Here is a 25,292-nt window from a genome sequence, read left to right as displayed (position 1 = left end):
CAACCCTCCAGGATTTGACGAAACTAACCAGATAGTTCAAATATCGAACTATTCAAAAACAACAAAGCGATACCCGCCATGACACCCCGAATCCTCATGCTCAACGGCCCCAACCTCAACCTGCTGGGCACCCGCGAACCCGCTCAGTACGGCCATGAAACCCTCGCCGACCTGGCCAGCCTGTGCGCCGGCAGCGCTCGCGAGCTGGGCCTGGAACTGGAGTTCCGCCAGACCAACCACGAAGGCGAGCTGCTCGACTGGATTCACGCCGCCCGTGGCCGCTGCCACGGCATCGTGATCAACCCCGCCGCCTGGACCCACACCTCGGTAGCCATCCGCGATGCCCTGGTGGCCTGCGAGCTGCCGGTGATCGAGGTGCACCTGTCCAACGTGCACAAGCGCGAGCCGTTCCGCCATCTGTCGTTTGTCTCCAGCATCGCCGTGGGAGTCATTTGCGGCCTTGGCAGCCAGGGCTACCGCATGGCCCTGGGCTACTTCAGCGAACAGCTGCGCGAGCACGCGGCATGAGCGCCCAAGGTATCCTTGCCGGCCTCATCGGCCGTGGCATCCAGGCTTCGCGCACGCCGGCGTTGCACGAACACGAAGGCGACGCCCAGGCGCTGCGCTACCTGTACCGGCTGATCGACGCCGACCAGCTGGGCCTGGACGACAGCGCCCTGCCCGAGTTGCTCGACGCGGCCCAGCGCACCGGGTTCAGCGGACTCAACATCACCTACCCGTTCAAGCAGGCGATCCTGCCGTTGCTCGACGAACTGTCGGACGAGGCCCGTGGCATCGGCGCGGTGAACACCGTGGTGCTGCGCGATGGCAGGCGGGTCGGCCACAACACCGACTGCCTGGGCTTCGCCGAAGGTCTGCGCCGGGGCTTGCCCGGCGTGGCCAGACGGCGCGTGGTGCAGTTGGGCGCGGGAGGCGCGGGCGCGGCGGTGGCTCACGCACTGTTGGCCGAAGGCGTCGAGCAACTGCATGTGTTCGAGGTGGACCCGGCCCGTGCCCAGGCGCTGGTGGATAATCTCATGCAGCGCTTCGGCGCTGGCCGTGCCATGCTCGGCAGCGATCTGGGCGAGACCCTGGCCGGCGCCGATGGCCTGGTCAACACCACGCCGGTGGGCATGGCCAAGCTGCCGGGCACTCCCTTGCCGCCGGCGTTGCTGCACGCACGGCTATGGGTGGCGGAGATCATCTATTTCCCGCTGGAGACCGAGTTGTTGCGCCAGGCCCGGGCCCTGGGCTGCCGCACCCTCGATGGCGGCACCATGGCGGTGTTCCAGGCGGTCAAGGCGTTCGAGTTGTTCAGTGGACGCCCGGCGGATGCCGCGCGGATGCAGGCGCATTTCGCCAGGTTCTAGTCGCCAGGTAGTTAATTGCGGGGCAAGCCCGCTCCCACGAACGAGGGAGCAAGGCTGCCCCGCGCCTGCATTCAGGCCTTGATGTAACGCATCACCGCCTCGCAGATCACCTGCTTGTGGCGTTGCTTGATCTGCTCGTCGGACAGGTCGATCTGGAAGATGTCGCCAAAGGTATGGCGGTTGGACACCCGGTAGAAGCAGAACGAGCTCATCAGCATATGCAGGTCGATCACTTCGATGCCGGGGCGGAACACGCCCTGGGCAACGCCACGGGCGAGGATCTTGCCCAGCGCGTCGAGCACCATGCTGCTCATCTCGCGGATCACCGGCGACTGCTTGACGTACTCGCCGTAGTGGATGTTCTCGGTGCAGACGATGCGCACGAAATCGACGTTGTTGGCGTGGTGGTCGAAGGTGAACTCCACCAGGCGCTGGATCGCCTGCTCGGGCGCCAGCGAGTCGAGGTCCAGGCTGTGCTCGGTCTTGCGGATGTCGCCGTAGAGCTTGACCAGGCACTCGACGTACAACTGCTCCTTGCTGCCGAAGTAGTAGTAGATCATGCGCTTGGAGGTAGCGGTGCGCTCGGCGATGGCATCGACCCGGGCACCCGCCAGGCCCTGCTGGACGAACTCGGTGATGGCGGCCTGGAGAATGTTCTCGCGGGTCTTTTCCGGATTGTTCTTGCGCGTCTTGCGCAGGCCTTCGACTTCAGGCTTGACGACCGAATCACTCATACCGACTCACAGGCTCGTTGTAGTAATCCGGGCGATTATCCGTGAGCCGGGCGATGCTGGGAAGCGCGGTGTTGGTCGGCTGCGCAGGTTTGACCTAGCGGCCCCGTCGCCGGGCAAGGGCCTGGCTCACAACACCACCTTGCGCCCTGCCCCGCTGCGCGCCTTGGCCATTGCTGCCAGGCGCACCGCCACGTTGGCCGCGCCATAGCCGGCATAGCCGCCCTTGCGCTGCAGGACCTCGAAGAAGAAGCGCCCTTCGAACGGCTCGGTGTACACGTGGAACAGCTCGCCGCCCTGGGCATCACGGTCGTACAGCACGTTGTAGTACGCCAGCTCGCTGAGGAACTCGTCGTCGAAGTCGAAGCGCGCCGCCAGGTCGTCGTAGTAGTTCAGCGGGATCTCCAGCAACGGCACGCCGGCCTCCTTGGCCCTGGCCACCTCGCGGAAGATGTCGTCGCAGTCGAAGGCGACGTGATGCACACCAGAGCCGCGATAGCTGTCCAGGGCATGGGCGATGGCGGTGTTGCGGTTCTCCGAGATGTTCAGTGGCAAACGCAGGGTGCCGCAGTGGCTACGCAGGGCACGGCTCTTGACCAGGCCATAGGGGTCGGGCAACACCACCTCGTCGTCGGCGGTGAAGTCGAACAGGCTCTTGTAGAACAGTACCCAACTGTCCAGGGCCTCGGCCGGCAACGCCAGGGCCATGTGGTCGATTCGCTTGAGGCCACCACTGGCGCGGGCTGTCGGGTCCAGGCGGAAATCGGTGTCGTAGAGGGTCTGGCCGTTGCCATCGGGCTGCACCAGGTACAACAGGCTGCCATCTGGTGCTCGCACCGCCGGGATCTCGCGCTCGTTGGGGCCGACCAGGCCGCGGAACGGCTGGCCACGGTAGGCCATGGCGCGCTGCAGGGCGTCCTGGCCAGCGTTGACCCGCAAAGCGGTAGCGCACAGCGACGGGCCATGGGCTTCGAAGAAGTTGTGGGCAAACGAATAAGGTTCGCCATTGAGGACGATGTTGATATCGCCCTGGCGCAGCAGACGCACGGCCTTGCTGCGGTGCTCGCCCGCTTCGGCGAAGCCCAGCCGCTTGAGCCATGCGCCCAGGCGTGCGCCGACCGCCTCGTCGACGGCGAACTCGAGGAACTCCACGCCGTCGTAGCGGCTGGCGGCCGGCGGCGCGAACAGCACGCCCGGCTCGACCGCCCGCGCCTCGCGCTCGAGCTGACGGCGGGTCTTTTCCTCCAGGTACAGCAGCGAGCGCAGGCCATCGGCGGCGTTCTGCCGGGGTGGCGCTGCGCGGAAACCGTCATTGAAGATCTCCAGCGACAGCGGGCCGCGATAGCCGCTGGCCAGGATCGGCGCGAGGAAGCCCGCCAGGTCCATTTCCCCCTGCCCGGGGAAGCAGCGGAAGTGCCGGCTCCACTCCAGCACGTCCATGGCCAGGATCGGCGCGTCGGCCATCTGCACGAAGAAGACCTTCTCGCCGGGGATATCGCGGATGCCGCTGGGGTCGCCCTTGAGCGACAGCGTATGGAAGCTGTCGAGGATCACCCCCAGCGCCGGGTGGTCGGCCTGGCGCACCAGGTTCCACACCTGTTGCCAGGTATTGATGTGGCGGCCCCAGGCCAGGGCCTCGTAGCCGATGCGCAGGCCCCGCGCGCCAGCATGCTCGGCGAGCAGGCGCAGGTCGTCCACCAGTAGCTGTTCATCGCCCAGGGCGTCTGGCTGGACATTGCTGCACACCAGCACTAGGTCGGTGCCCAGTTCCTGCATCAGGTCGAACTTGCGCTCGGCGCGGTCGAGGTTCTTGCGCAGGCGGTCGCGGCGGCAGCCCTCGAAATCGCGGAACGGCTGGAACAGGGTGATGGCCAGCCCCAGGTCGGCGCACAACTGGCGCACCTCGCGGGGGCTGCCGGCGTAGTACAGCAGGTCGTTCTCGAAGATCTCGACGCCGTCGAAACCAGCGGCGGCGATGGCTTCGAGTTTTTCCGGCAGGGTGCCGCTCAAGGAAACGGTGGCGATCGAACGGTGCATGGCGGGTGTTCCTTGTTATTGAGTGAGGCCTGGCACGATCGATTATTCGCAGGTAAAGTCGCCCCGGCAACGAACTTTGTACGGAATAGTTAGTTTTTGTTCGATTACCGAACAAAACCCGTTCCAGCGAATTGCTTCACCCACCCCCGTGAACAACCATGAACACCAGTCGCAGGCCCGCCAGCCCTTCTCGCCGCCACGCCGGTCGTTCGGCGGAACCTGCGCTGCACTACCCAACGTCACCACATAATAAGTTCAAGAAAACGGGTACCGAACTATGCACACCTTGCTCGCCCTGCGATCCGCGCCGCCTCGTTCGTCTTCTCCACACAGCCCCTGCCCGCGCCTCAAGCGCTGACCAATCCGGCCCCTGACAAGAACAACGGAGACAACATGGCCCGCTCAAGCTCCCAAGCCAAGAAAGCCACCGCCAGCGGATGGATCGGCTCTGCCCTCGAGTACTACGACTTCTTCATCTACGCCCAGGCCGCGGCGCTGATCTTCCCGCAGATCTTCTTCCCGTCCGCCGACCCGAAGATGGCCATCATCGCCTCGCTGGCCACCTACGGCGTGGGTTACCTGGCGCGCCCGGTCGGCGCCTTCGTGCTTGGCCACTGGGGCGACACCCGCGGGCGCAAGAATGTGCTGCTGCTGTGCATGTTCCTCATGGGCCTGTCGACCATGGCCGTGGGCCTGCTGCCGACCTACCACGATGTCGGCCTGCTGGCCCCGGCGCTGCTGGTATTGCTGCGCCTGGTCCAGGGCTTCGCCGTGGCCGGCGAGATCTCCGGCGCCAGCTCGATGATCATGGAACACGCGCCGTTCGGCCGCCGTGGCTACTACGCCAGCTACACCCTGCAAGGGGTGCAGGCCGGCCAGGTGATGGCCGCCGCGGTGTTCCTGCCGCTGGCCTACTTCATGCCTAGCGAGGCCTTCAACGACTGGGGCTGGCGCATTCCGTTCCTGATGAGCGCGCTGGTGCTGGTGGCTGGTTTCATCATCCGCAAGGAGGTCCACGAGACCCCGGCCTTCGTCCAGGAAGAGCAACAGGACAAGGTGGCCAAGTCGCCGATCAGCGAGGCCTTCCGCCACAGCTGGAAGCACATGGTGCTGGTGATGTTCATGGCGCTGATGAACGTGATCCCGGTGGTCGCCACCATCTTCGGCGCCGCCTACGCGGTGCAGCCGGCCTATGGCATCGGCTTCGACAAGAGCGTGTACCTGTGGATCCCGGTGGTGGGCAACATCGTCGCGGTGCTGGTGATCCCCTTCGTCGGCAACCTCAGCGACAGGATCGGCCGGCGCCCGACCATGATCGCCGGTTGCCTGGGCTCGGGCCTGCTGGCGTTCGTCTACCTGTATGCGATCAGCATCCAGAACGTGCCGCTGGCCTTCGCCGCCTCGATCATCATGTGGGGCATGGTCTACCAGGGCTACAACGCGGTGTTCCCGAGCTTCTATCCGGAGCTGTTCCACACCCGCTACCGGGTCTCGGCCATGGCCATCGCGCAGAACCTCGGCACCATGATCACCGCCATGCTGCCGGCGTTGTTCGCCGCAGTCGCGCCGCCGGGTTCGGACAATATCCCGCTGGTGGTCGGCGGGCTGGCGTTCCTCATCACCTGCGTGTGCGCGCTGGCCGCCTACCTGGCACCGGAAACCCACCGGCTGGCAATGGAAGACCTGGGCAACCCGCAGGCACAACCCATGGCGCGGGAAGCCTATGAAGCGAGCCGCAAGGGCAGCCTGAAAGCGTTCGGCCACTGACATCGGCAGTGCCGAAAAAAAGACGCCTCGTCAGAGGCGTCAAGACATTCACCAGCAACCAAAGGAGCACAGGGGCTTCTCAAGGTGAATCCGGGTGGTTCAGAGAATCGACAACGGGTACTCGACGATCACCCGCACCTCGTCCAGGTCCGACTCGAAGGCCGTCGCCCGGGTGGTGGCCTGGCGCACGCGCAGTGCCAGGTCCTTGGCCGCGCCGGTCTGCACCACGTACTTGACCTCGATGTCGCGCTCCCAGCGCTTCTGCTCGGTGAGCGGGTCGCCGTTGCCGTCGCGGCGCATGTAGTAGGCGTTGGCATGGCTGTAGTCGGCATCGCTGCCACGGCCATAGCGGGTCATGAACGACAGCCCCGGTACACCGTAGGCGGCCATGTTCAAGTCATAGCGCAGCATCCATGAGCGCTCTTTCGGCGAGTTGAAGTCGCTGTACTGGATGGAGTTGTCGAGGAAGATCGAATCGGACTGGCGCAGGTAGTCGAAGTCGTCATCGCCGTTGTTGCGCTGGTGGGTCAGTGCCAGGATATGGGCGCCGTAGCGCACGCCGAGCTTGGCGCTCCAGATGTCGTTGTCGAACTGGCCCAGGCGCTGCCGCCCTTCGTCCCTGGCGTTGTAGAAATTGAACCCGCCGATCAGCGCCAGCTCGTCAGACAACGGCCAGGTCACGCTGGTGCCGGCGTAGTACTGGTTCCACACATCCTTCAAGCGACTGCCGAACAGGCTGACGCTGACGTTTTCGTTGATCGCGTAGTCGCCACCGCCGTAGGCGATCCACGGCGAATCCACCGGGCCGCCGTAGAACGTCACGAAGTTGTCGCGCAAGTCGCTGGACACCGGCTGGCTCATGGCGTGCAGGCGCCCGCCCTGCAGCGTCAGGCCTTGCACACTGGTGTTCTCCAGGGTCACGCCACGAAAGCTTTCCGGCAACAGCCGCGAGTCGCCGGCCGCCACCACCGGGTTGACCGGGAACACATCGCCCACCCGCAGCACGGTGTCGAACAGGCGCACCTTGGCCGCGCCGCCGAGCTTGCTGTATTCGTCGCGGGCCTGGCCATCGCGGTCCACCGGCAGCACGTCGAACGAGCTGCGCCCACCGTTGCGCCCGCCACCGGTGTCGAGCTTGAGCCCGAGCATGGCGAAGGCGTCCACCCCGACGCCCACCGTGCCTTGGGTGAAACCGGATTCGAAGCGGGTGATCACGGCATGGGCCCAAGCCTCGGAGTAGCCATTGCCGCTGTCCTTGCCGCTGTTGTAGGTGGGGGCCGGGCCATCGCGATGGTCGCGATTGAAATAGTAATTGCGGTTGAGCACGCTCAGGCGGCTGCCCTCGATGAAACCTTCCTTCTGCTCTTCTGCGGCCCAGGCCGCCGGGCCGAAGCCGGCCAGCGCCACCAGGGCGGCCAGGGAAAGTGTTGGATTGCTCTTCATCCACTGCTCCTTCGATTGCGGCTGTTCTTGTTGTCAGGCCCTGGCGCTGGAGCATCCCTGGTCTGGCCAGATGCGCACGCACCCAGCCCCATTGGCCGAGCCTGATGCTCGCCGCTGACGGATAACGGGAAGGTGATGGGGGCATTACAATCGTGTCATGCGCAGCCGGGGGACCTGCGCGCACGCCCAGCTTTCATATCTGTAACCCGGCCGTCATGCCCCTGTTGGCCGGGCATCGCTAGCGTGGTCTGCGAAACGAACCTTTCGGAGGCACGACCATGCTACGACCGACCCTGACCGCCGCCCTGCTGGCGCTTTCCCTCTCGACCCAGGCCAGCGGCTTTTCCAGGCTGGACAGCGAACAGCTGCTGGCGGACCACCAGCAGGCCGTGGCGGCCTATGCGGCCAAACAGGCGAAGCCCATGCCGGAGATCGTCGACTACCGCTACGGCATGAAGCTCGACGTTGCCCGCCTCGTGCGCCAATCGGGCGACCCGCGCACCTGCGAGGTGGTGCCGCGGCTGATGACCTTCGAAGATAGCCAGGGCACCTTGCGCACCGTACGCTACGCGGTGCAGTCGCAGTGCATCAACAACAAGTAGTTCAGCCGCGCAGCCCGTCCACCAGTTGCAGGCTGTTGCGCCCGCTGCGCTTGGAGGCGTACAGCAGCACGTCGCCTTGCTCGATCAACGCCGCCAGGCTGGCCGGTGGGCGGTCGAACAGGTTGGCGCCAATGCTCAGGGTCACCGCCTCGGGGGTGCGGAACGACTGTTCGGCGGTGGCCTGGAACTGCTGGCGCAAGGCTTCGGCCAGGCGCTGGATGGCGTCGCGCGAAGCCCCGGTCAGGAGGATGACGAACTCGTCGCCACCCAGCCGTGCGGCGATCGCCCGCTCCGGCAGCATGGCCCGGATCATCTCGCTCAAGGCCACCAGCAGACGGTCGCCAGCGGCATGCCCATGCAGGTCGTTGACCAGCTTGAAGTGGTCGATGTCGATCAGCAGCAAGGCCCCGGGGTTTGCCGGGGAAACCTCGTTGAACAGGCCCGCCGCGCGCATTTCCAGGGCACGGCGGTTGTACAGCGCGGTCAGCGGATCGCGCGCGGCCAGGCGCTCGATGCGCTCCTCGCGGCGGTAGCGCACGGTGCCGGTCATCGACAGGGCGATCAGCATGATCGCCATGGCCCCCTCCACCAGCGACACCTGGATGATCTGCCCGCGAAACGCGGTCAGGTCGATCAGCGTTCCCGGCAGCAGCGCCGGCAGCGTCTTGGCCAGGTAGAACAGCCCGTGCAGCAGCAGGATGCAGCGCAACTGCACCGCGCCGACGCTGAACGATTTGCCGTGCGGGCGCAGCAACGCGCTGGCGTACAGGGTGAACGCGGCGACCAGCAGCGAGTTGGCCACTAGGAAGGTCTTCGACCAGGTGGGCCACTGCGGCAGCAGCAGCAAGCTCAGCCAGGCCAGCGGGGCCAGGTAGCAGAGCCGTGACAGACGGGTTTCGGTAAAGCGTGACACCCCCAGCAGGAACAGCCAGTGAGCGGCCACCAGCATGCCGTTGGCGAACCAGATGCCGATGAACAGATAACCGCTGCCACGCAGCAAGGCGAGCGAGGAACCGACGCTGATGGTGGCGAAGCTGGCGCTCCAGCACAGCAGCGAAGACTCGCGCACGCTGCGCCACTCCACGGCCAGATAAAGCGCGGCGGCCGCGGCCAGGGCGATGGTGAGGGTCAGCATGGTGGAAGCGTCGAACGCCATGGGTGGAAGTGGCCTGTATCTGGGTTACCGTTCAGAACGGTGATTGTATGCGTTCAAGGGTCAATGCACAGGCATAAATGATATCCAAATGATGGCATTCGGACGGACAGCCCATTCATTCGCCTACCAGACGACAGTCACCTGTCATTGCCCGGAGAGGAAGCTCACCAACTGTCGCCCATGCGAGCTGAGCGCTTCCCAACTGCGGAAACAGATACGCAACTCCAGGGTCGCCCAACGCTCCTCCAGCGCCACCCGGCGCACCGCCAGTTCCTGTTCGGCGCGCACGGCCGCCGTTTCCGGCAGCATGGCGATACCCGCGTGCTGGGCCACCAGCTGGGCGATGGCTTCGAAGCTCGGTGCCCGTACCCGCACCTTCAGCGGCATGGCCAGGTTCATCGCCAGTTCCTCGACGAAGCGCTGCATGGCACGCTCGGCGGGCAGGCAGACGAAGGGAAAACCCAGCGCGTCCGCCAGGCGCAGCTGGCCGCGCCCGGCCAACGGGTGATCGAGCGGCACCAGCAGCACCAGGCGCTCGGTGCGAAACGGCAGCGATACCACGCCCTCGTTGACCAGGTTGCCGTCGTACACGCCGATCTCGCACTCCCCGGCCAGCACCACCCGCAGCACATCGATGCTCTTGTGCTCGACCAGTTGCAGGTCGACCTCCGGGTAGTCGGCCAGGAACGGCCCGAGCACGGCCGGCAACAGGGTGCTGTTGGTCACGGTGGACGCCGCCAGGTGCAGGGTGATGCGCCGCTGGCCGGCGAGTTCGCGCAGCGTGTCCTGCAGTTTCTGCGCCTCGCCCAGCACGCCCCGCGCCGACTCCAGCACCAGGCGCCCGGCCGGGGTCAGTTGCATGCCGTCGGCCTTGCGCAGGAACAGGGTCAACCCGCTGCGCGCCTCGAACAGGCGCAGGCGGGTGCTGGCGGCCGATACCGCCACCGGGAAGGTAGCCGCCGCCTTGCTCAGGCTGCCGGTGGCGGCAATGGCGGCGAGCAGCCGCAGGTCGGCCAGGTCGAAGTGCATCAAGGCTTCTCCAAATCAGAACGCCATGTTCGAGAAAAAGCGATTCTAGCGCGGTTGCGTTCTGCGCAGAATAAACCGCACTTCTTCTGTGCCACGGACCCGCCATGACCCGCCTGCCCGCCCCGCTCCAGCGCGCCCTTGCCAACGGCAGCCTGTACGCCGTACTCGCCGCCCTGGGCTTCAGTTTCAAGGCCATCTTCGTCAAGCTCGCCTATGCCGCAGGCCCGGTGGACGCCATCAGCCTGCTGGCACTGCGCATGGCCCTGTCGCTGCCGTTGTTCGTCTGGCTGGTGTGGGCCAGCCGTGGCCAGGGCGGCGCGCCGCTGAGCGCCGGCGACGGCCTGCGCGTGGCCTTGCTCGGCCTGTTCGGCTACTACCTGGCCAGCCTGTTCGACTTCTACGGCCTGCAATACATCAGTGCCGGGCTCGAGCGGCTGATCCTGTTCACCTACCCGACCCTGGTGCTGGTGATCCAGGCCATCGTCCAGCGCGAACGCCCGACCCTGCGCACCCTGGCGGCCATGGGCCTGTGCTACCTCGGGCTGGGCATCGCCTTCGTCCACGACATCGGCGCCGCGGGCGGCGGCAATGCGGTACTGGTCGGCTCGCTGTGGGTGTTCGCCAGCGCGGTCACCTATGCCCTGTACTACTCGGGCACCGGCATGATGCTCAAGCGCATGAATTCGATGCGCCTGGCCGGATTGTGCGGTACCGCCTCCTCGCTGATGGTGCTGGCCCACTACCTGCTGGTGGCCGATGTCGCGCCGCTGCTGCAGCTGCCCGGCACGGTGTGGCTCAACGCGGCATTGATGGCGCTGTTCTCCACGGTGCTGCCGATCTACTGGGTGGCGCTGGCGATCCAGCGCCTCGGGCCCACGCACACGGCGGCGGTGGGCAACCTGGGGCCGGTGCTGACGATGCTGGCCTCATGGCTGATCCTCAGCGAGGCGATCAGCGTGTACCAGGTAGCCGGGTTGGTCCTGGTGCTGTTCGGGGTATCGCGGCTGAAACCGGCGAAAAAGCCAGAGGCGCCGACCGCGCCGACCCCGGCCTCGGCGCGGCCCCTGTAACGACAGCGGTGCACCTGCAAGGCGCCATGCATCCGCTGCGGGCACGCATTGCATTTGCCCTGCACGGCGAACCCATGGCATAGAGAGGCTGTCCACGTCCTTACCCGGCCACATCGCGCCCTCCAGGAGATTCCCATGAGCAAGCCCCCTTATGTTCCGCCCAAGGTCTGGACCTTCGAGGCCCCTTCCGGCGGCCAGTTCGCCAGCATCAACCGCCCGGTGGCCGGCCCCACCCACGACAAGCCGTTGCCCACCGGCAAGCATCCGCTGCAACTCTACTCCCTGGCCACGCCCAATGGGGTCAAGGTCACCATCCTCCTCGAGGAGCTGCTGGCCCTCGGTCACGGCGGCGCCGAGTACGACGCGTGGCTGATCCGTATCGGTGAAGGCGACCAGTTCGGCAGCGGCTTCGTGCAGGTCAACCCCAACTCGAAGATCCCCGCCCTGCTCGACCGCAGCGTCGAACCGCCGGTGCGGGTATTCGAGTCGGGCGCGATCCTGCTGTACCTGGCGGAAAAATTCGGCGCCTTCCTGCCCCAGGACCTGGCCGCGCGCACCGAGACCCTCAACTGGCTGTTCTGGCAGATGGGCTCTGCACCTTACCTGGGCGGTGGTTTCGGCCATTTCTATGTCTATGCGCCGGAAAAGTTCGAATACGCGATCAACCGCTTCACCATGGAAGCCAAGCGCCAGCTCGACGTGCTCGACCGGCGCCTGGGCGAAAGCGCCTACCTGGGCGGCGACGCTTACAGCATCGCCGACATCGCCGTATGGCCCTGGTATGGCCAGCTGGTGCGCGGCAACCTGTATGGCGCGGCCGAGTTCCTGGCGGTACACGAGTACGCCAATGTGCAGCGCTGGGCAGAGGCCATCGCCCAGCGCCCGGCGGTACAGCGCGGCACCCGGGTCAACCGCACCTGGGGCGAGGAAGCCAGCCAGGTGGCGGAGCGCCACGCAGCCAGCGACCTGGCCTGAAGGGTTCCGGTTCGAGCGGCCGAGCATGGCCGGCACAAATAGTGGCATTTTGCACTAAAGCTGCCGGCCCCTTGGCCGTAAACCTTGATCAGGTTCAACTCCGATCAAGGATGACATCACTTGAAGAAACTGTTCCAGGCCAGCGCCGTCGTTGCCTTGCTGACGATGAGCGGCTGCGTCTCCTACAACGTCATCGGCCCGGTGGGCACGCCGCCCCACGCCTCCGCCGTCGCCAGCCCACGCAGCGCCCAGGTCGCCGATGTGCAGGTCAACGCCCCCGGCATTGACAACGCCACCGGCCAGGCCATCAGCCGCGCCCTGACTCCGCAGCTCAGCCAGTACGTGCAGCGCGCCGGCTACTTCAAGGCCGTCACCGAATACCCCACGCGCCTGGACGAACAGGACGTGATGCTCAAGTTCGACATGACTTCGCTCAAGGGCCATCGCGCCCCGCACCCGGCGTACTTCCCCGGCGCCCTGCTGACCCTGACGTTGTGGATCTGGTTCAACGGCCCGATCTACGTCGACAGCTTCGACGTGGCCGGCAACCTGGTGATCGTCGACCGCGACGGCGTCGAATTGGCCAGGGCCAAGGAACAACTGCGCTTCGAACACAACGTCGGCCTCTACGGCGGCGAGTACTGGGCGCCTTCGATGGGCGGCAAGCAACTGACCAAGCTGGTCGGCGAGCTGCTCGACGACGCCACCGTGAAACTGGCAAAACGCTGATAACAGGAACACTTGGATGAACATCTGCAAACACGCCCTGCTGCTCGGCACCCTGCTGCTCGGCGGCTGCGTCTCCTATTCCACCGGCGACCTGGCACCGGTCGGCACCTGGCCGCCGGCGGCGAGCACCGCCGCGGCCAAGCCCAACGCCTACCTGCGCAGCACCGCGCTGTACCAGGTCAATGACGGCGCGGCCGTGGCCGCCGCCGGCGCCCACGCCGACATGTGGGAGAAGACCATCAGCGAGACCTACCAGCAATCCGGCCGCTTCACCCAGGTCAGCACGCAGAAGGGAGAAGCGGACCTGTACGCCGAATCGACCCTGACCAACCACGAGGAGTTCGTGACCGCGTCGGCGTTCATCACCGGCTTCACCCTGTTCCTCATCCCCTCCACCGCCAAGAACACCTTCACCCTGCAGACCGTGTTCAAGGACAAGGACGGCAAGGAGCTCGGTCGCGTCAGCAAGAGCGAGTCGATCCGTACCTGGATGCAACTGGTGCTGATCGTCGGCCTGCCATTCCAGGCCGACACCCGCGACGTGGTGCGCGAACTGGCCCGCAGCACCCTGGACGAGGCGGTACAGCGCAAGCTGCTCTGATCGTCACCACCGTTCGAAACGGCGGGCTTGGCCCGCGATCGGCGCCAACCGGTCGCGGGCCAAGCCCGCTGCCGTTTCAGCCCCGCCATCCGGCGCTCAGCGTGCCGCGCTGCAACGAACCATTTCCCCGCTGCATGCCTGCGCCCACCAAGACCTTCTTGCTACACTCGCCGCCATGATTTTCCACCTGCACAACTGTGGTGACAGCATGATCGAGGTAACCGAGGTTTCCATTGCCGAGCTGCGCGACGCGCTCGAGTCCGGCCGCACGACGGCCGTCGAGCTGGTCAAGGCGTACCTGGCCCGCATCGACGCCTACGACGGCGCCGACACCGCCACGCGGCTCAATGCCGTGGTGGTGCGCAACCCCGAGGCCCTGAAAGAGGCCGAAGCCTCCGATGCCCGCCGTGACCGTGGCGAAACCCTCGGCCCGCTGGATGGCATCCCCTACACCGCCAAGGACAGCTACCTGGTCAAGGGCCTGACCGCCGCCTCCGGCAGCCCGGCGTTCAAGGACCTGGTCGCCCAGCGCGACGCCTTCACCGTCGAGCGCCTGCGCGCCGGCGGCGCGATCTGCCTGGGCAAGACCAACATGCCGCCGATGGCCAATGGCGGCATGCAGCGTGGCGTGTATGGCCGCGCCGAAAGCCCGTACAACGCCGCCTACCTCACCGCCCCCTTCGCCTCCGGCTCCTCCAACGGTGCCGGCACCGCCACCGCCGCCAGCTTCAGTGCCTTCGGCCTGGCCGAGGAAACCTGGTCCAGTGGCCGCGGCCCGGCCTCGAACAACGGCCTGTGCGCCTACACGCCGTCGCGCGGGGTGATCTCGGTGCGCGGCAACTGGCCGCTGACGCCGACCATGGACGTGGTCGTGCCTTATGCGCGGACCATGGCCGACCTGCTGGAGATCCTCGACGTGGTGGTCGCCGACGACGCCGACAAACGCGGCGACCTGTGGCGCCTGCAACCCTGGGTGCCGATCCCGGCCGCCTCGAGCGTGCGCCCCGCCTCGTACCTGGACCTGGCCGTGGGCGCCGAGTCGCTCAAGGGCAAGCGCTTCGCCGTGCCACGCATGTACATCAATGCCGACGCCGAAGCCGGTACTGCCGAGAAACCCGGTATCGGCGGCCCGACCGGCCAGCGCATCAATACCCGCGCCAGCGTGATCGAACTGTGGCAGCAAGCCCGCCAGGCCCTGGAAGCGGCCGGCGCCGAAGTGGTCGAGACCGACTTCCCGCTGGTCTCCAACTGCGAGGGCGACCGCCCCGGCGCGCCGACCGTGTTCACCCGCGGCATCGTCAGCAAGGAGTTCCTCCACGACGAACTGTGGGAACTGTCCGGCTGGGCCTTCGACGACTTCCTGCGCGCCAACGGCGATCCCAAGCTCAACCGCCTGGCCGATGTCGATGGCCCGCAGATCTTCCCCCACGACCCCGGCACCCTGCCCAACCGTGAAGACGACCTCGCCGCCGGCATGGACGAGTACGTCAACATGGCCAAGCGCGGCCTGAAGACCTGGGACCAGATCGCCACCGTGCCCGACGGCCTGCGCGGCCTGGAAGCCACCCGCAAGCTCGACCTGGAAGACTGGATGGACGCCCAGGGCCTGGACGCGGTGCTGTTCCCCACCGTGGCCGATGTCGGCCCGGCGGACGCCGATGTGAACCCCGAATCGGCAGACATCGCCTGGAGCAACGGCATCTGGGTGGCCAACGGCAACCTGGCGATCCGTCACCTGGGGGTGCCGACCGTGACCGTGCCGATGGGCGTGATGGCCGACATCGGCATGCCAGTGGGCCTGACCTTCGCGGGCAAGGCGTACAGCGACAACAATCTGTTGAAATTCGCCGCCGCCTTCGAGTCTACCGGCTCGCGCCGCATCGTCCCGCCGCGTACGCCGAAACTGGGCTGACGCACCTGATCGCGGGGCCCTCCCGCTCCTGCCCTGGGTAGGAGCGGGACGGCCCCGCGATTGCTTTTGAGCGTTCGACACCTTCACCAAATTCAACTTTTTGTGTAATATTCAACACAATATTGAATCTGGTGCCGACCATGCTCACCCTCGCCCACGAACGCCAGCTCACCCTGAACGTGCTCAAGACCGCCCTGCAGGCCTTGGGCAGCGTCGTCCCGCGCAATGTTGAAATCCTTCTGCACGACCTCGAACACCCGGAACGCTCGGTGGTGGCGATCGTCAATGGCGAGCTCTCCGGCCGCCAGGTCGGCAGCCCGATACTCGCCGCCCCCGAACAGGACCAAGGCTTCAAGGCGCTGATGCAGGCCGCCGCCGACCAGCAGGGCTGCGACCCTGTGGTGCTGCCCGACTACCCCACGACCCTCAAGGGGCGCAGCCTGCGCAGCGCCACGGCGATCTTCCGTGACAGCACCGGCCAGCCCTTCGCCAGCCTGTGCGTGAACACCGACGTCACCGGCCTGGACGCCGCCATGGCGTTCCTGCGGCACTTGCAGCCGCTGGGCGCCGCGCCAGCCACGGTATCCGGCGACGAGCCCGCCGACATGACTGCATTGATGGCCGGGATCATCCAGGACGCGCTGCAGCGCAGCGGCCAGGGGCGGATGACCAAGCAGGCCAAGGTCGAGGCCGTGCGCGTGATGCAGGAGCGCGGCCTGTTCATCGTCAAGGGCGGCGTCGAGAAAGCCGCCGAGGCCCTCGGCGTGACCCGCTACACCGTCTACAACTACCTGGAGCAGCTGCGCGGCGAACCCGCCGCGGCTGCCCGCGACTGAGCCACGGAGCCCACCATGCCCTTGCATATCCCAACCCCGCTGATCGAATCCCGTCCGCTGTCGCTGAGCGCCGGCCGCCCGGTGTGGCTCAAGCTCGAAGCCCTGCAACCCTGTGGCTCGTTCAAGCTGCGCGGCGTCGGCCACGCTTGCGAGACGCACCATGCTCGCGGCGCCCGTCACTTCGTCTCCTCGTCCGGCGGCAATGCCGGGCTGGCGGTGGCCTACGCCGGCCGCAAGCTCGGCGTGCCGGTGACCGTGGTGGTGCCCGAGACCACCACCGAACGGGCCAAGGAACTGCTGCGCCTGGAAGACGCCAGCGTGGTGGTGCACGGCAGCTCCTGGCAGGAAGCCAACGAGCACGCGCAAACCCTGCTGGGGGCCGGCGATGCCTTCATCCACCCGTTCGACGACCCGCTGCTGTGGACCGGCCACGCCAGCATGATCGATGAAGTGGCCCAGGCCGGCTGCAAGCCGGATGCCGTGGTGCTGTCGGTCGGCGGCGGCGGCCTGCTGCGCGGCGTGGTCGAAGGCTTGCAGCGCAATGGCTGGCAGGACGTGCCGGTACTGGCAGTGGAAACCGCAGGCGCCGCGTCGCTGCACGCGGCCATGACTGCCGGGCACAGCGTGGAACTGCCTGGGATCACCTCGGTAGCCACTTCACTGGGGGCCAAGCGGGTGGCCGAACAGGCGCTGGCCTGCACCCGCCAGCACCCGGTGGTCAGCCACCTGGTGAGTGATCGCGAGGCGCTCGACGCCTGCGAACGCCTGCTGCGCGATCACCGTCTGCTGGTGGAGCCGGCCTGCGGCGCGGCGCTGGCCTTGCTCGAACACCCCGAGGCAGTGGCGGCCTTCGGCAATGTGCTGGTGATCGTCTGCGGTGGCGCCACCGCAACGCTGGAGCAGATCCGCGCCTGGCGCGAAGCCTGCTGATCCGACACAGGCTCACTTGAACACGAGCCTGGGCAGCTGTCGGCGAACATGCTACCGCTATATACTTTTGAACATATCGATTCAGAAGTACGTGTTTGCCATGCCCAGTATCCGTGATCGCAACCTGCAACTGATCCTCGCCGCCGCCAGCGAGGAATTCGCCCACCATGGTTTCGCCGCCGCCCGGGTCGACGCTATCGCCGTCCGCGCCGGGCTGCCCAGGGCCAACGTGTTCTATTACTTTCGCAACAAGCGTCTGCTCTACACCGCAGTGCTCGACCTGGTGATGGAACCCTTGCTGCGCGCCTCGCGCAGCCTGGTGCCGGAGGCTCACCCCGAACAGGCCCTGCCCCGCTACTTCAAGGCCAAGGCCGAGGTGGCGCGCCAACACCCCGGCGCGGTGCGGGTCTGGCTCAAGGAAATGCTGCATGGCGCCCGGCAACTACCCGGTGAACGCGCCGAGCTGCTGCGCAGCAGTGCCAGGCAGACCCTGGCCTGCCTGGTGCAGTGGATGGAGCGCGGGCTGATCGTGCGCACCACGCCCGAGCACCTGTTGCTGTACCTGTGGTCTACGTCCCTGGCGACCTTCCGCTTCGGCATGGCCCCCGGCAGCTCAGGGCAGATCAAGCCATCCCGCGCCTCGACCCAGGCCCAGGCCGAGCTACTCTTGCGCGGCGGCCTGCGCCCCACGCCCTTTTTTGCCCAATCGCTATAGCATAAAGAATATATCGACAGCTTCAGGCTTGTTTAGCCACCACCCCCTGCAACCGCGCCCACAGCCGCTCGACATGCTCGCGCTCGGTGGGCAGCGCCCCCACCGAGACCCGCACCATCCAGCGCCCGTCCAGGGTCGCAGGGGTCACGTAGGCATCACCCGAGGCGTTGAGGCGCTCGGCCCAGGCGCGGGTATGGGCATCCAGCGCCTCGCCCTCGAGACCCGTCGGGCGATGGCGGATGCACAAGGTCTGCAACTGCACCGGCGCCAATACCTCCCACGTGGGAGCCGCCTCAACCTGCGCGGCCAGCCACTGCGCGTTTTCCAGGTCGCGGCGCAGGCGTTGCTGCAGGGCCTCGACACCTTCGCTGCGCAGCATGAACCACAGTTTCAAGGCGCGGAACCGGCGCCCCAGGGGGATGCCCCAGTCGCGCAGGTTCTTCACCTCGCCATCGACCGTCGACTGCAGGTAGCTGGGGTTGGTGCTCATCACCCGGATCAGGTGCTGCGGGTCGCGCACATAGTAGATCGAGCAGTCGAAGGCCACGCCCAGCCACTTGTGGGCATTGACCACCACCGAGTCGGCCAGCTCGATGCCGTCCCACATCCAGCGGCATTCCGGAAGGATCATCGCCGAACCGGCCATGGCCGAGTCCACATGCAGCCACAGCTGGTTGGCCTGGGCGATCTCGCCGATCGGGCGCAGCGGGTCCAGCGCGGTGGTGGTGGTGGTGCCGGTGGTGGCGACCACGGCGCAGGGCTGGTTGCCGGCGGCGAGGTCCTGGGCGATGGCTTCGCGCAGCGCCTCCGGGCGCATGGCGTAGTGTGCGTCGGTGGGGATCAGGCGAATGTTTTCACGGCCGAACCCGGCCAGCAGCGCGGCCTTGTCCACCGAGCTGTGGGCATGGGCGCTGACGTAGACCACCAGGGGCTTGCCCTGGGCCTGCAACCCGCCGCGCACCTGGGCATGGTCGGTGGCACGCTCGCGGGCGCAGATCAGCGCCACCAGGGTGCTGGTCGAGGCGGTGTCCTGGATCACCCCGCTCCATTGCCCGCTCAGGCCGAGCAGCTGGCGCAGCCAGTCGAGGGTGGTTTCCTCCAGTTCGCTGAGGGCTGGGCTGGACTGCCACGACAGGCCGAGCACGCCCAGGCCCGTGCTGAGGAAGTCGCCGAGCACCGACGACAGGGTGCCGTTGGAGGGGAAGTAGCCGTAGAAGTCCGGGTGCTGCCAGTGGGACAGTCCGGGCATCACCAGCTTGTCGACGTCGGCGAGGATGGCCTCGAAAGGCTCGCCTTGCTGCGGCGCGGCCTGAGGCAGCGCGGCCTTGAGGTAGCCGGGCTCGACCTGGGCCATGACCGGGCGTTCGCCGACGGTCTGGCGGTAGTCGGCGATCAGGTCGATCAGTTGGTGGCCGTATTGGCGGAATTGTTCGGGGGTCATGAGTGGTCTCCTGGCAGCACAATGCCTCGCAGTCTAGGCCTCCATCACCCGCCGAATAACCCCGCTTCGCGCATAGCTGCTATGGCAAAGGCGCATGCCCACCCTGCACCCCGAACTGCGACTGGCGCCACACCTCGAACACCCGGTTACGCAACCAGCGATGTTCGGCCGAGGCCTGCAGACGCTGATGCCATACCACCCAGTAACGCTGGGTATGCTCGACAAAGCCCATCGGCCGCCAGCTCAGCCCATGCAACCGCGCCAGTTGCCGGGCGATATGCTCGGGCACCGTGGCCAGCGCCTGGCCGTTGCCGACCACCTGGACCATCGCGCTGAAGAACGGCACCTCCAGGCTGACACGCCGTTGCAGCCCCTGGGCACGCAGATGGCGGTCGATGAAGCTGTCCTTGTCGCCGCCACCGGACACCCGCACATGCTTGAATGCCAGGTAGTCGTCCTGGCTCAGTTCGGCGCGGGCGCTCAGTGGATGGTCATGGCGCATCAGGCACACCGCCCGGTCCTCACCCAGCAGCCGGCCATGCAGGTTGGGTGGCGACTCGTCGAACAGCGTGGTGGCCAGGTCGATCTCGCCGCTGGCGAGCAAGGCGTACTGCCCGGCCTGCCAGGTGCGGTACTCCAGCGACACCCCCGGCGCCTCCTGCTCCAATGCTTTCACCAGCTGCGGCAGCATATGTTCGGCCACGTAGTCCGAGGCCGCCAGGCAGAAGCGCCGCTCGCAGCGCGCCGGGTCGAACGCTGCGGGCTGACGCAGGGCGTTGAGCTCGTCCAGTACCTGGCGCAATGGCTCGACCAGCGCTTCGGCGTGTTCGCTGAGCACATAGCCACGCCCCTGGCGCACCAGCAGCGGGTCGTCGAAGGCCTCGCGCAGGCTGGCCAGCTGGCGGCTCAGCGCCGATTGGCTGCAGCCCAGGCGCTCGGCGGCATGGCTGAGGTTCTTCAGCTGCAGGAGGCAGTCGAGGGTGCGCAGGTGGGCGAGGCTGAGGGAGGCGAAGGTGGGGTGCATGCACAGGTCCGGAAATGATCGCGGGGCAAGCCCGCTCCCACAGACACACTGGGAGAGGGCTTGCCCCGCGAGGATAACGCGCGGATCAGTCAGTCAGACCGACATAGACGTTCTGCACGTCTTCGTTCTCGTCGATAGCCTCGAGGAAGGCCTCGACCTCGGCCAGGGCTTCGGCGCTCAGGCTGGCAGCACTCACCGGGTTCTTCGGGGTATAGCCGATCTTCGCCGAAGTCACGGTGAAACCATGCTCCGGCAGGGCTTTCTGCACGGCATCGAGGTCGGTGGTGTCGGTGATGAACAGGGTCGAACCCTCTTCCTCGCCGTCCTCGAAGTCCTGGGCACCGGCTTCGATGGCTGCCATTTCCGGATCGGCGTCGCCTTCCGGGGTCGCCTCGATCAGGCCGACGTGGTTGAAGTCCCAGGCCACCGAGCCACTGGCACCCAGCTGGCCCTTGCGGAACAGCACGCGGATCTGCGCCACGGTGCGGTTGACGTTGTCGGTCAGGCACTCGACGATCAGCGGCACCTGGTGCGGGGCGAAGCCTTCGTAGCTGACCGCATGGTATTGCACGGCCTCGCCGTCCAGGCCGGCGCCTTTCTTGATCGCGCGCTCCAGAGTCTCACGGGTCATCGAGGCTTTCTTGGCCTGGACGATGGCCAGGCGCAGGCGCGGGTTCATGTCCGGGTCGGCGCCGGACTTGGCGGCGATCTGGATCTCCTTGGCCAGCTTGCCCATGATCTTGCCCTTGGCGTTGGCCGCCGTTTCTCTATGCTTGGCTTTCCACTGTGCGCCCATATCGACTCTCTTTGTTTCAGCGGCCGGTTCAGGAAGCGACCGGCCAAAAAGTGGGGAGAGTTTATACGCCCTGCGCACCGGGTTCGACAAGAAATCGCATCAGCTTCAGCCCTTGTCGGCCTTCCCCGCCGCCGCCGCGAACTTCGCCAGGCGCACATCCAGCCCGCGCGGACGCACGCCGCGGTCTTCGGCGCGCTCTTTGCGGCGGATGGCGTTGCGCACCATCAGCGACCCCAGGTAGCGCACCGGCTCCGGCGGGAAACGCCCCAGCGGGCCCTTGACCAGCGGCGAGCGGGTCCAGGCGTTGTCCAGCCCCAAGGCCAGCGACGAGAGGATCTGCCCGCCCATGTGACACGGCCCCACCCCGCTGCCCGAATAGCCGAAGCCATAGAACACGTTGCCCTGCCCATCGAGCCGGCCAAAGAACGGCAGGCCGGTCACCGAGCGGTCCGACGGCCCGTTCCAGCTTGCCGCCAGCGGCACCTCGGCCAGCGCCGGGAAAAACTCGGCCAGGCTGTCACGCAGCAACGGCTGGTACGGCGACGGCTGGTCGAACACCGGCAGCATGCGCCCGCCGTAGGCGAAGGTATTGCCGCCCTTGCCGAGCATCAGCCGGCCATCCGAGGTGTTGTGGTAGTAGTGCACGAAGATCCGCGAATCGAGCACGCTCACGCCGCTGTCCAGGCCGATCTGGCGCAGCAGTTCGGGGCATGGCTCGGTGATCACCATGTCGCTGGAGACGATCGCCACGCTGCGCTCGAACTGCGGGAAGGCCCGCGCCATCCAGGCATTGAGGCCGAGGACCACGCGGTCGGCACGGATGGTGCCGGTAGCGGTGCGCACCTGCGCCGGCGCGCCATGTTCCAGGCCGGTCATCGCCGTGCCTTCATGGATGCGCACGCCACGCTGCAAGGCCACCCGGCGCAAGCCGCGCACCAGCCGCCCCGGCTGCACCGTGGCCGCGGCCGGCGAGTACCAGCCCTCCAGGTGCCGCTGGGAGCCGGCCAGGCGCTGTACCTGCTCCAAAGCCAGGCGCTGGAACGAGTTGATGCCCTGGCGCTCCAGCGCGGCGATCACCGCATCGGTGCCGCCGAGCTGGGCCTGGTTGGTGGCGGTGTAGAGCGTGCCGTCCATGCGGAAATCGCAGCGGATGCCATTGGCCGCGCAGAACTCGCCGATGGCGCCGATGCTGCGTTCGGACTCGCGCACCAGGCGCACCGCCTCGACCACCCCGAACAACCGTTCAAGGGTGAAGTACTTGGCCGACCAGGACAGTGCGCAACCTCCGTTACGTCCGCTGGCCCCGGCGCCACAGATGTCGGCCTCGATCAGCAGCACCTCCAGCTGCGGCGCCTGTTCCTTGATCATCAAGGCAGTCCACAAGCCGGTGTAGCCACCGCCGACGATGCACACGTCGCAGCGCGCATCGCCAGCGAGCGGCGGGCACAGGGCCTCGTCTTCCTGGTCCAGGGCCTGTTGCAGCCAGAAGGGTCTCATCTGCTCGCTTTCCTCTAGGTACGCAGTGGCTTGATCGCCATGCCGGTATTGGGGGCCACGTCGGTGGCCTGGGGTGCCGTTGCCGGACGGCTGTTCCAGTGCGGCAGCAGCACCAGGGCGGAGAACAGCGCGGTGCCGGCGAAGACGATGAAGACCGTGACGCTGTCGAAGTAGCCCGGCAGCAAGCCGCCAAGCACCGCGCCCACCGAGCCGCAGCCGTTGACGAAACCGGCCGCGGTGGCGCCGGCCTTGGCCGTGCCGAAGTCGATGGCCGCGGCGCCGCTGATCATCGAGTCCGGGCCATACAGGGTCAGGCCCATGACGAACAGCAGGGCCACCACCAGCACCACGCTGCCGCTGTGCATCGCCGCCATGAAACCGGCCAGGGTCAGGGTCAGCAGCACCAGGCTGATCACGCAGGCCGGCATGCGCCGGGCGCCGAACAGCTTGTCCGAAGCCAGGCCGATGAGGATCGGGCCAAGCAGCCCGGCCAGCTCGAAGGCCGTGGGGATGATCGCCGCGCCGACCTTGCCCACCGAGGGCATCTGCTCGAAGACGATCACCGGCCCCCACAGCAGGATGGCGTAGCGCGCCGGCTTGAGCATGAAGTAGGCCAGGCCCAGGGTCAGCACCGTGCGATTGCGCAGGATCTCGCGCAGCGGTGCCCAGACGCTGCACAGGTTCGCCCCCGGGGCCATGCTCTGCGGTTCGGGCTCCACCGCCGGCAGGCCGACGTCCTCGGGTTTGTTGCGCTGGAAGATGAAAAACAGCACCGCCACCGCGGCCACCACCACGGCACTGGAAAAGAATGCCGCGTGCCAGGTGCCGACCAAGGTGTAGGCCCACCAGCCGGCGAACGGCGAGGCCACCAGGCCGCCGAAGGCGTAGCACGAGCTCCAAAGCCCGAGCACCCGTCCGCGCTGGGACGCCGGGAAGAAACTGCCGATGTTCTTGCACAGCCCGGCCCAGCCGGTGGATTGCGCCAGCCCCTGGACCAGCATGCAGGTGGCGAAGATCGGGAAGGTCGCGTAACTGCCCATCACCACCGCCGCCGCCGCCGAGATCAGCAGCCCACCAAGCACCACCACGCGCGGCCCGAAGCGGTCGGCGAGCATGCCCCAGGTGAATTGGCCCACCGCATAGGCGGCCAGGTAGATGGCGTCGAGGTTGGCCATGGCGGCCTTGTCGAGCATGAACGAGGGGTCTTCGCCGATGCCGAGCTTGGCCACCGAGAAGGCTTTGCGGGTGAAGTAGAAGGCGGCGTAGGCCAGCCAGGTGATCGCGAAGATCTGCACGCGCCAGCGCTTGATGGCGCCCAGGGATTGGTTCATTTGACTCTGACCTCTTGTTTGAGTGTGCCGGCAGAAGGTGAAGAAACGCCTGTCTTGTTGTTGTGTTGCGCACTGCGTGACGGAGGGACGTCACCTGGTCAGATGGCGGTGGTGCCGCCACGGCCGACATGCCGCTGCTCGTGGCAGAGGCGTCGGGTTGAAACACATGGAAACAGCTGCTGACTGATAAATAAAATCGATTTATCGTATTTCACACATAAGCCCAGCTTTTAAGTGGAGTGTTCGATGTCGGTCTCCCATGCTCAACTCAAGGCCTTCCACGCGGTTGCCGAACAGGGCAGCTTCACCCGTGCGGCGCAGAAGCTGTTTCTCACCCAGCCGGCGGTGTCCGACCAGGTGCGCAAGCTCGAGGAGCGCTTTGGCGTGCTGCTTTTTCACCGCAACAAGCGCTCGGTGCAGTTGACCGACCTGGGCGAGCGCCTGCTGGGCGTCACCCAGCGTCTGTTCGCCTGCGAGGCCGAGGCCCTGGAGCTATTGCAGGACTCACGCGCCCTGCACTCCGGCAGCCTGACCCTGGCGGTGGACGCGCCGGTGCATGTGCTGCCGCAGATTGCCCGGTTCTGCCAGCGCTATCCGGGGATCCAGGTGAAGATCGAGACCGGCAACACCGATGAGTCGCTGGCGCGGCTGTTCAGCTACCAAGCCGACCTGGCCCTGCTCGGGCGCGATGTCGATGACGAGCGGCTGTTCTGCGTGCCGATGCGGCGTGACCCGATGGTGGCGTTCGTTTCGCACCAGCATCCTTGGGCCAGCCGGGGGCAGATCAGCCTGGCGGACCTGGACGATACGCCGCTGGTGCTGCGCGAGCCGGGGTCGGTGACGCGGCAGACGCTGGAGGAGGAGATGCAGCGGGCGGGGTTGCGGATTCGGTCGGCGATCCAGGTCGAAGGGCGGGAGGCGGCGCGGGAGGCTGTGGTGGTGGGGATTGGCGTGGGGGTGGTGTCGGCGGCGGAGTTCGGGGCCGATGCTCGGGTTTGTGCTTTGCCGATTGTGGATTGTCAGCGGCATTTGACGGAGACGTTGGTGTGTTTGCAGGAACAGCGGATGCGGCGGGTGGTGGCTACGTTTTTGGAGATGGTTTTGGAGTAGGTTCTTTGGTTATTGTTTTGGTTTTTGTATGCACATTCGTAGGTGATGTCGACTTTTAGTCACCTTTCCGCCCTTACGTGAACTGACCCCCGAAAGTTGGACAGGTAGCGCTATGCGGCCAGCGCTTGGGTTCGAAATTCTACCGGACTCAAGCCATTCAGTCTGAGACTGATGCGTTCTTGGTTGTAGT

At 66.5% G+C, this 25,292-nt stretch carries 24 protein-coding genes; 13 read left to right on the top strand and 11 right to left on the bottom strand.

Features of this window, described 5'->3' with window-relative positions; genetic code table 11:
- The first annotated feature begins 78 nt into the window (after positions 1-78).
- Together aroQ and ACODS9_RS20360 are read left to right on the top strand one after the other, a co-directional pair.
- On the top strand, positions 79-528 hold the full coding sequence (gene aroQ / locus ACODS9_RS20365) for a type II 3-dehydroquinate dehydratase (protein ID WP_489094603.1): 450 nt from the start codon (positions 79-81) through the stop codon (positions 526-528).
- Positions 525-1,370 (top strand): shikimate dehydrogenase, encoded by an 846-nt coding sequence (locus ACODS9_RS20360; protein WP_401110609.1) that lies wholly within the window; start codon positions 525-527, stop codon positions 1,368-1,370. The genes aroQ and ACODS9_RS20360 overlap by 4 nt, the downstream gene beginning before the upstream one ends.
- A gap of 71 nt (positions 1,371-1,441) precedes the next feature.
- Here the strand turns inward: ACODS9_RS20360 and ACODS9_RS20355 are convergent, their stop codons facing one another.
- Positions 1,442-2,104 (bottom strand): TetR/AcrR family transcriptional regulator, encoded by a 663-nt coding sequence (locus tag ACODS9_RS20355; RefSeq protein WP_038705885.1) that lies wholly within the window; start codon positions 2,102-2,104, stop codon positions 1,442-1,444.
- 126 nt (positions 2,105-2,230) lie between these two features.
- Positions 2,231-4,138, bottom strand: coding sequence for a 3-dehydroshikimate dehydratase QuiC (gene quiC, locus ACODS9_RS20350; protein WP_401110612.1), 1,908 nt, complete (start codon positions 4,136-4,138; stop codon positions 2,231-2,233).
- Positions 4,139-4,531: 393 nt separating this feature from the next.
- Between quiC and ACODS9_RS20345 the strand changes: the two genes are divergently transcribed.
- Entirely contained in the window at positions 4,532-5,905 is a 1,374-nt protein-coding gene (locus ACODS9_RS20345; protein ID WP_489094602.1) for an MFS transporter, read from the top strand.
- Positions 5,906-6,004: 99 nt separating this feature from the next.
- Here ACODS9_RS20345 and ACODS9_RS20340 read toward each other — a convergent pair whose 3' ends face one another.
- The gene (locus tag ACODS9_RS20340; RefSeq protein WP_489094601.1) at positions 6,005-7,348 is read right to left on the bottom strand and encodes an OprD family porin; all 1,344 of its coding nucleotides are present in this window, start codon (positions 7,346-7,348) and stop codon (positions 6,005-6,007) included.
- 278 nt (positions 7,349-7,626) lie between these two features.
- On the opposite strand from ACODS9_RS20340, the gene ACODS9_RS20335 reads away from it, so the two are divergent.
- Positions 7,627-7,950 (top strand): DUF2790 domain-containing protein, encoded by a 324-nt coding sequence (locus ACODS9_RS20335; protein WP_023631816.1) that lies wholly within the window; start codon positions 7,627-7,629, stop codon positions 7,948-7,950.
- A gap of 1 nt (position 7,951) precedes the next feature.
- On the opposite strand, the gene ACODS9_RS20330 is transcribed toward ACODS9_RS20335, so the two are convergent.
- Together ACODS9_RS20330 and ACODS9_RS20325 are read right to left on the bottom strand one after the other, a co-directional pair.
- Positions 7,952-9,106: a GGDEF domain-containing protein gene (locus ACODS9_RS20330; protein ID WP_401110620.1), complete on the bottom strand. Its 1,155-nt coding sequence runs from the start codon at positions 9,104-9,106 to the stop codon at positions 7,952-7,954.
- Between the two features lie 144 nt (positions 9,107-9,250).
- Positions 9,251-10,135 (bottom strand): LysR substrate-binding domain-containing protein, encoded by an 885-nt coding sequence (locus ACODS9_RS20325; protein ID WP_038705881.1) that lies wholly within the window; start codon positions 10,133-10,135, stop codon positions 9,251-9,253.
- A gap of 104 nt (positions 10,136-10,239) precedes the next feature.
- Here ACODS9_RS20325 and ACODS9_RS20320 point away from each other — a divergent pair, with 104 nt between their 5' ends.
- The 8 genes from ACODS9_RS20320 to ACODS9_RS20285 all read left to right on the top strand — a co-directional run bounded on the left by ACODS9_RS20320 (position 10,240) and on the right by ACODS9_RS20285 (position 17,903).
- Positions 10,240-11,205: a DMT family transporter gene (locus ACODS9_RS20320; protein WP_489094600.1), complete on the top strand. Its 966-nt coding sequence runs from the start codon at positions 10,240-10,242 to the stop codon at positions 11,203-11,205.
- Positions 11,206-11,340: 135 nt separating this feature from the next.
- Positions 11,341-12,180, top strand: coding sequence for a glutathione-dependent disulfide-bond oxidoreductase (gene yghU, locus ACODS9_RS20315; RefSeq protein ID WP_489094599.1), 840 nt, complete (start codon positions 11,341-11,343; stop codon positions 12,178-12,180).
- A gap of 165 nt (positions 12,181-12,345) precedes the next feature.
- Positions 12,346-12,909, top strand: coding sequence for a hypothetical protein (locus ACODS9_RS20310; RefSeq protein ID WP_401110790.1), 564 nt, complete (start codon positions 12,346-12,348; stop codon positions 12,907-12,909).
- A 16-nt stretch (positions 12,910-12,925) separates the two neighbouring features.
- Positions 12,926-13,510, top strand: coding sequence for a hypothetical protein (locus ACODS9_RS20305; protein WP_489094598.1), 585 nt, complete (start codon positions 12,926-12,928; stop codon positions 13,508-13,510).
- 208 nt (positions 13,511-13,718) lie between these two features.
- Positions 13,719-15,422: an amidase gene (locus ACODS9_RS20300; RefSeq protein ID WP_489094597.1), complete on the top strand. Its 1,704-nt coding sequence runs from the start codon at positions 13,719-13,721 to the stop codon at positions 15,420-15,422.
- Between the two features lie 140 nt (positions 15,423-15,562).
- The gene (locus ACODS9_RS20295) at positions 15,563-16,258 is read left to right on the top strand and encodes a helix-turn-helix transcriptional regulator (protein WP_201754845.1); all 696 of its coding nucleotides are present in this window, start codon (positions 15,563-15,565) and stop codon (positions 16,256-16,258) included.
- Between the two features lie 15 nt (positions 16,259-16,273).
- Positions 16,274-17,188, top strand: coding sequence for a pyridoxal-phosphate dependent enzyme (locus ACODS9_RS20290; RefSeq protein WP_489094596.1), 915 nt, complete (start codon positions 16,274-16,276; stop codon positions 17,186-17,188).
- A gap of 100 nt (positions 17,189-17,288) precedes the next feature.
- Positions 17,289-17,903 carry a TetR family transcriptional regulator C-terminal domain-containing protein gene (locus ACODS9_RS20285; protein WP_489094595.1) on the top strand — a complete coding sequence of 205 codons (615 nt, stop codon included), beginning with the start codon at positions 17,289-17,291 and terminating at the stop codon, positions 17,901-17,903.
- 22 nt (positions 17,904-17,925) lie between these two features.
- Here ACODS9_RS20285 and ACODS9_RS20280 read toward each other — a convergent pair whose 3' ends face one another.
- The 5 genes from ACODS9_RS20280 to ACODS9_RS20260 all read right to left on the bottom strand — a co-directional run bounded on the left by ACODS9_RS20280 (position 17,926) and on the right by ACODS9_RS20260 (position 23,992).
- Positions 17,926-19,344 carry a DOPA decarboxylase gene (locus ACODS9_RS20280; protein ID WP_489094594.1) on the bottom strand — a complete coding sequence of 473 codons (1,419 nt, stop codon included), beginning with the start codon at positions 19,342-19,344 and terminating at the stop codon, positions 17,926-17,928.
- Between the two features lie 79 nt (positions 19,345-19,423).
- The gene (locus tag ACODS9_RS20275; RefSeq protein WP_401110638.1) at positions 19,424-20,368 is read right to left on the bottom strand and encodes a LysR family transcriptional regulator; all 945 of its coding nucleotides are present in this window, start codon (positions 20,366-20,368) and stop codon (positions 19,424-19,426) included.
- 85 nt (positions 20,369-20,453) lie between these two features.
- Positions 20,454-21,164, bottom strand: a complete 711-nt coding sequence (locus tag ACODS9_RS20270; RefSeq protein WP_023631852.1) for a YebC/PmpR family DNA-binding transcriptional regulator — start codon at positions 21,162-21,164, stop codon at positions 20,454-20,456.
- A gap of 105 nt (positions 21,165-21,269) precedes the next feature.
- Entirely contained in the window at positions 21,270-22,661 is a 1,392-nt protein-coding gene (locus ACODS9_RS20265) for an FAD-dependent oxidoreductase (protein ID WP_489094593.1), read from the bottom strand.
- Between the two features lie 14 nt (positions 22,662-22,675).
- The gene (locus ACODS9_RS20260) at positions 22,676-23,992 is read right to left on the bottom strand and encodes an MFS transporter (protein ID WP_217869400.1); all 1,317 of its coding nucleotides are present in this window, start codon (positions 23,990-23,992) and stop codon (positions 22,676-22,678) included.
- Between the two features lie 246 nt (positions 23,993-24,238).
- On the opposite strand from ACODS9_RS20260, the gene ACODS9_RS20255 reads away from it, so the two are divergent.
- Positions 24,239-25,102 (top strand): LysR substrate-binding domain-containing protein, encoded by an 864-nt coding sequence (locus ACODS9_RS20255; RefSeq protein ID WP_489094592.1) that lies wholly within the window; start codon positions 24,239-24,241, stop codon positions 25,100-25,102.
- A 110-nt stretch (positions 25,103-25,212) separates the two neighbouring features.
- On the opposite strand, the gene ACODS9_RS20250 is transcribed toward ACODS9_RS20255, so the two are convergent.
- The coding region (locus ACODS9_RS20250; protein ID WP_489094621.1) for an IS3 family transposase at positions 25,213-25,292 on the bottom strand (80 nt) is incomplete at its 5' end.

Source organism: Pseudomonas sp. FG36 (assembly GCF_057809275.1).
The sequence above is the reverse complement of the archived record's forward strand: the minus strand, read 5'-3'. Positions and strand labels throughout refer to the sequence as shown.

Excerpts from the sequence above, each read along its gene's own strand:
- aroQ (WP_489094603.1), top strand. The coding sequence starts at position 79 with ATGACACCCCGAATCCTCATGCTCAACGGCCCCAACCTCAACCTGCTG.
- ACODS9_RS20360 (WP_401110609.1), top strand. The coding sequence starts at position 525 with ATGAGCGCCCAAGGTATCCTTGCCGGCCTCATCGGCCGTGGCATCCAG.
- ACODS9_RS20355 (WP_038705885.1), bottom strand. The coding sequence starts at position 2,104 with ATGAGTGATTCGGTCGTCAAGCCTGAAGTCGAAGGCCTGCGCAAGACG.
- quiC (WP_401110612.1), bottom strand. The coding sequence starts at position 4,138 with ATGCACCGTTCGATCGCCACCGTTTCCTTGAGCGGCACCCTGCCGGAA.
- ACODS9_RS20345 (WP_489094602.1), top strand. The coding sequence starts at position 4,532 with ATGGCCCGCTCAAGCTCCCAAGCCAAGAAAGCCACCGCCAGCGGATGG.
- ACODS9_RS20340 (WP_489094601.1), bottom strand. The coding sequence starts at position 7,348 with ATGAAGAGCAATCCAACACTTTCCCTGGCCGCCCTGGTGGCGCTGGCC.
- ACODS9_RS20335 (WP_023631816.1), top strand. The coding sequence starts at position 7,627 with ATGCTACGACCGACCCTGACCGCCGCCCTGCTGGCGCTTTCCCTCTCG.
- ACODS9_RS20330 (WP_401110620.1), bottom strand. The coding sequence starts at position 9,106 with ATGGCGTTCGACGCTTCCACCATGCTGACCCTCACCATCGCCCTGGCC.
- ACODS9_RS20325 (WP_038705881.1), bottom strand. The coding sequence starts at position 10,135 with ATGCACTTCGACCTGGCCGACCTGCGGCTGCTCGCCGCCATTGCCGCC.
- ACODS9_RS20320 (WP_489094600.1), top strand. The coding sequence starts at position 10,240 with ATGACCCGCCTGCCCGCCCCGCTCCAGCGCGCCCTTGCCAACGGCAGC.
- yghU (WP_489094599.1), top strand. The coding sequence starts at position 11,341 with ATGAGCAAGCCCCCTTATGTTCCGCCCAAGGTCTGGACCTTCGAGGCC.
- ACODS9_RS20310 (WP_401110790.1), top strand. The coding sequence starts at position 12,346 with ATGAGCGGCTGCGTCTCCTACAACGTCATCGGCCCGGTGGGCACGCCG.
- ACODS9_RS20305 (WP_489094598.1), top strand. The coding sequence starts at position 12,926 with ATGAACATCTGCAAACACGCCCTGCTGCTCGGCACCCTGCTGCTCGGC.
- ACODS9_RS20300 (WP_489094597.1), top strand. The coding sequence starts at position 13,719 with ATGATCGAGGTAACCGAGGTTTCCATTGCCGAGCTGCGCGACGCGCTC.
- ACODS9_RS20295 (WP_201754845.1), top strand. The coding sequence starts at position 15,563 with ATGCTCACCCTCGCCCACGAACGCCAGCTCACCCTGAACGTGCTCAAG.
- ACODS9_RS20290 (WP_489094596.1), top strand. The coding sequence starts at position 16,274 with ATGCCCTTGCATATCCCAACCCCGCTGATCGAATCCCGTCCGCTGTCG.
- ACODS9_RS20285 (WP_489094595.1), top strand. The coding sequence starts at position 17,289 with ATGCCCAGTATCCGTGATCGCAACCTGCAACTGATCCTCGCCGCCGCC.
- ACODS9_RS20280 (WP_489094594.1), bottom strand. The coding sequence starts at position 19,344 with ATGACCCCCGAACAATTCCGCCAATACGGCCACCAACTGATCGACCTG.
- ACODS9_RS20275 (WP_401110638.1), bottom strand. The coding sequence starts at position 20,368 with ATGCACCCCACCTTCGCCTCCCTCAGCCTCGCCCACCTGCGCACCCTC.
- ACODS9_RS20270 (WP_023631852.1), bottom strand. The coding sequence starts at position 21,164 with ATGGGCGCACAGTGGAAAGCCAAGCATAGAGAAACGGCGGCCAACGCC.
- ACODS9_RS20265 (WP_489094593.1), bottom strand. The coding sequence starts at position 22,661 with ATGAGACCCTTCTGGCTGCAACAGGCCCTGGACCAGGAAGACGAGGCC.
- ACODS9_RS20260 (WP_217869400.1), bottom strand. The coding sequence starts at position 23,992 with ATGAACCAATCCCTGGGCGCCATCAAGCGCTGGCGCGTGCAGATCTTC.
- ACODS9_RS20255 (WP_489094592.1), top strand. The coding sequence starts at position 24,239 with ATGTCGGTCTCCCATGCTCAACTCAAGGCCTTCCACGCGGTTGCCGAA.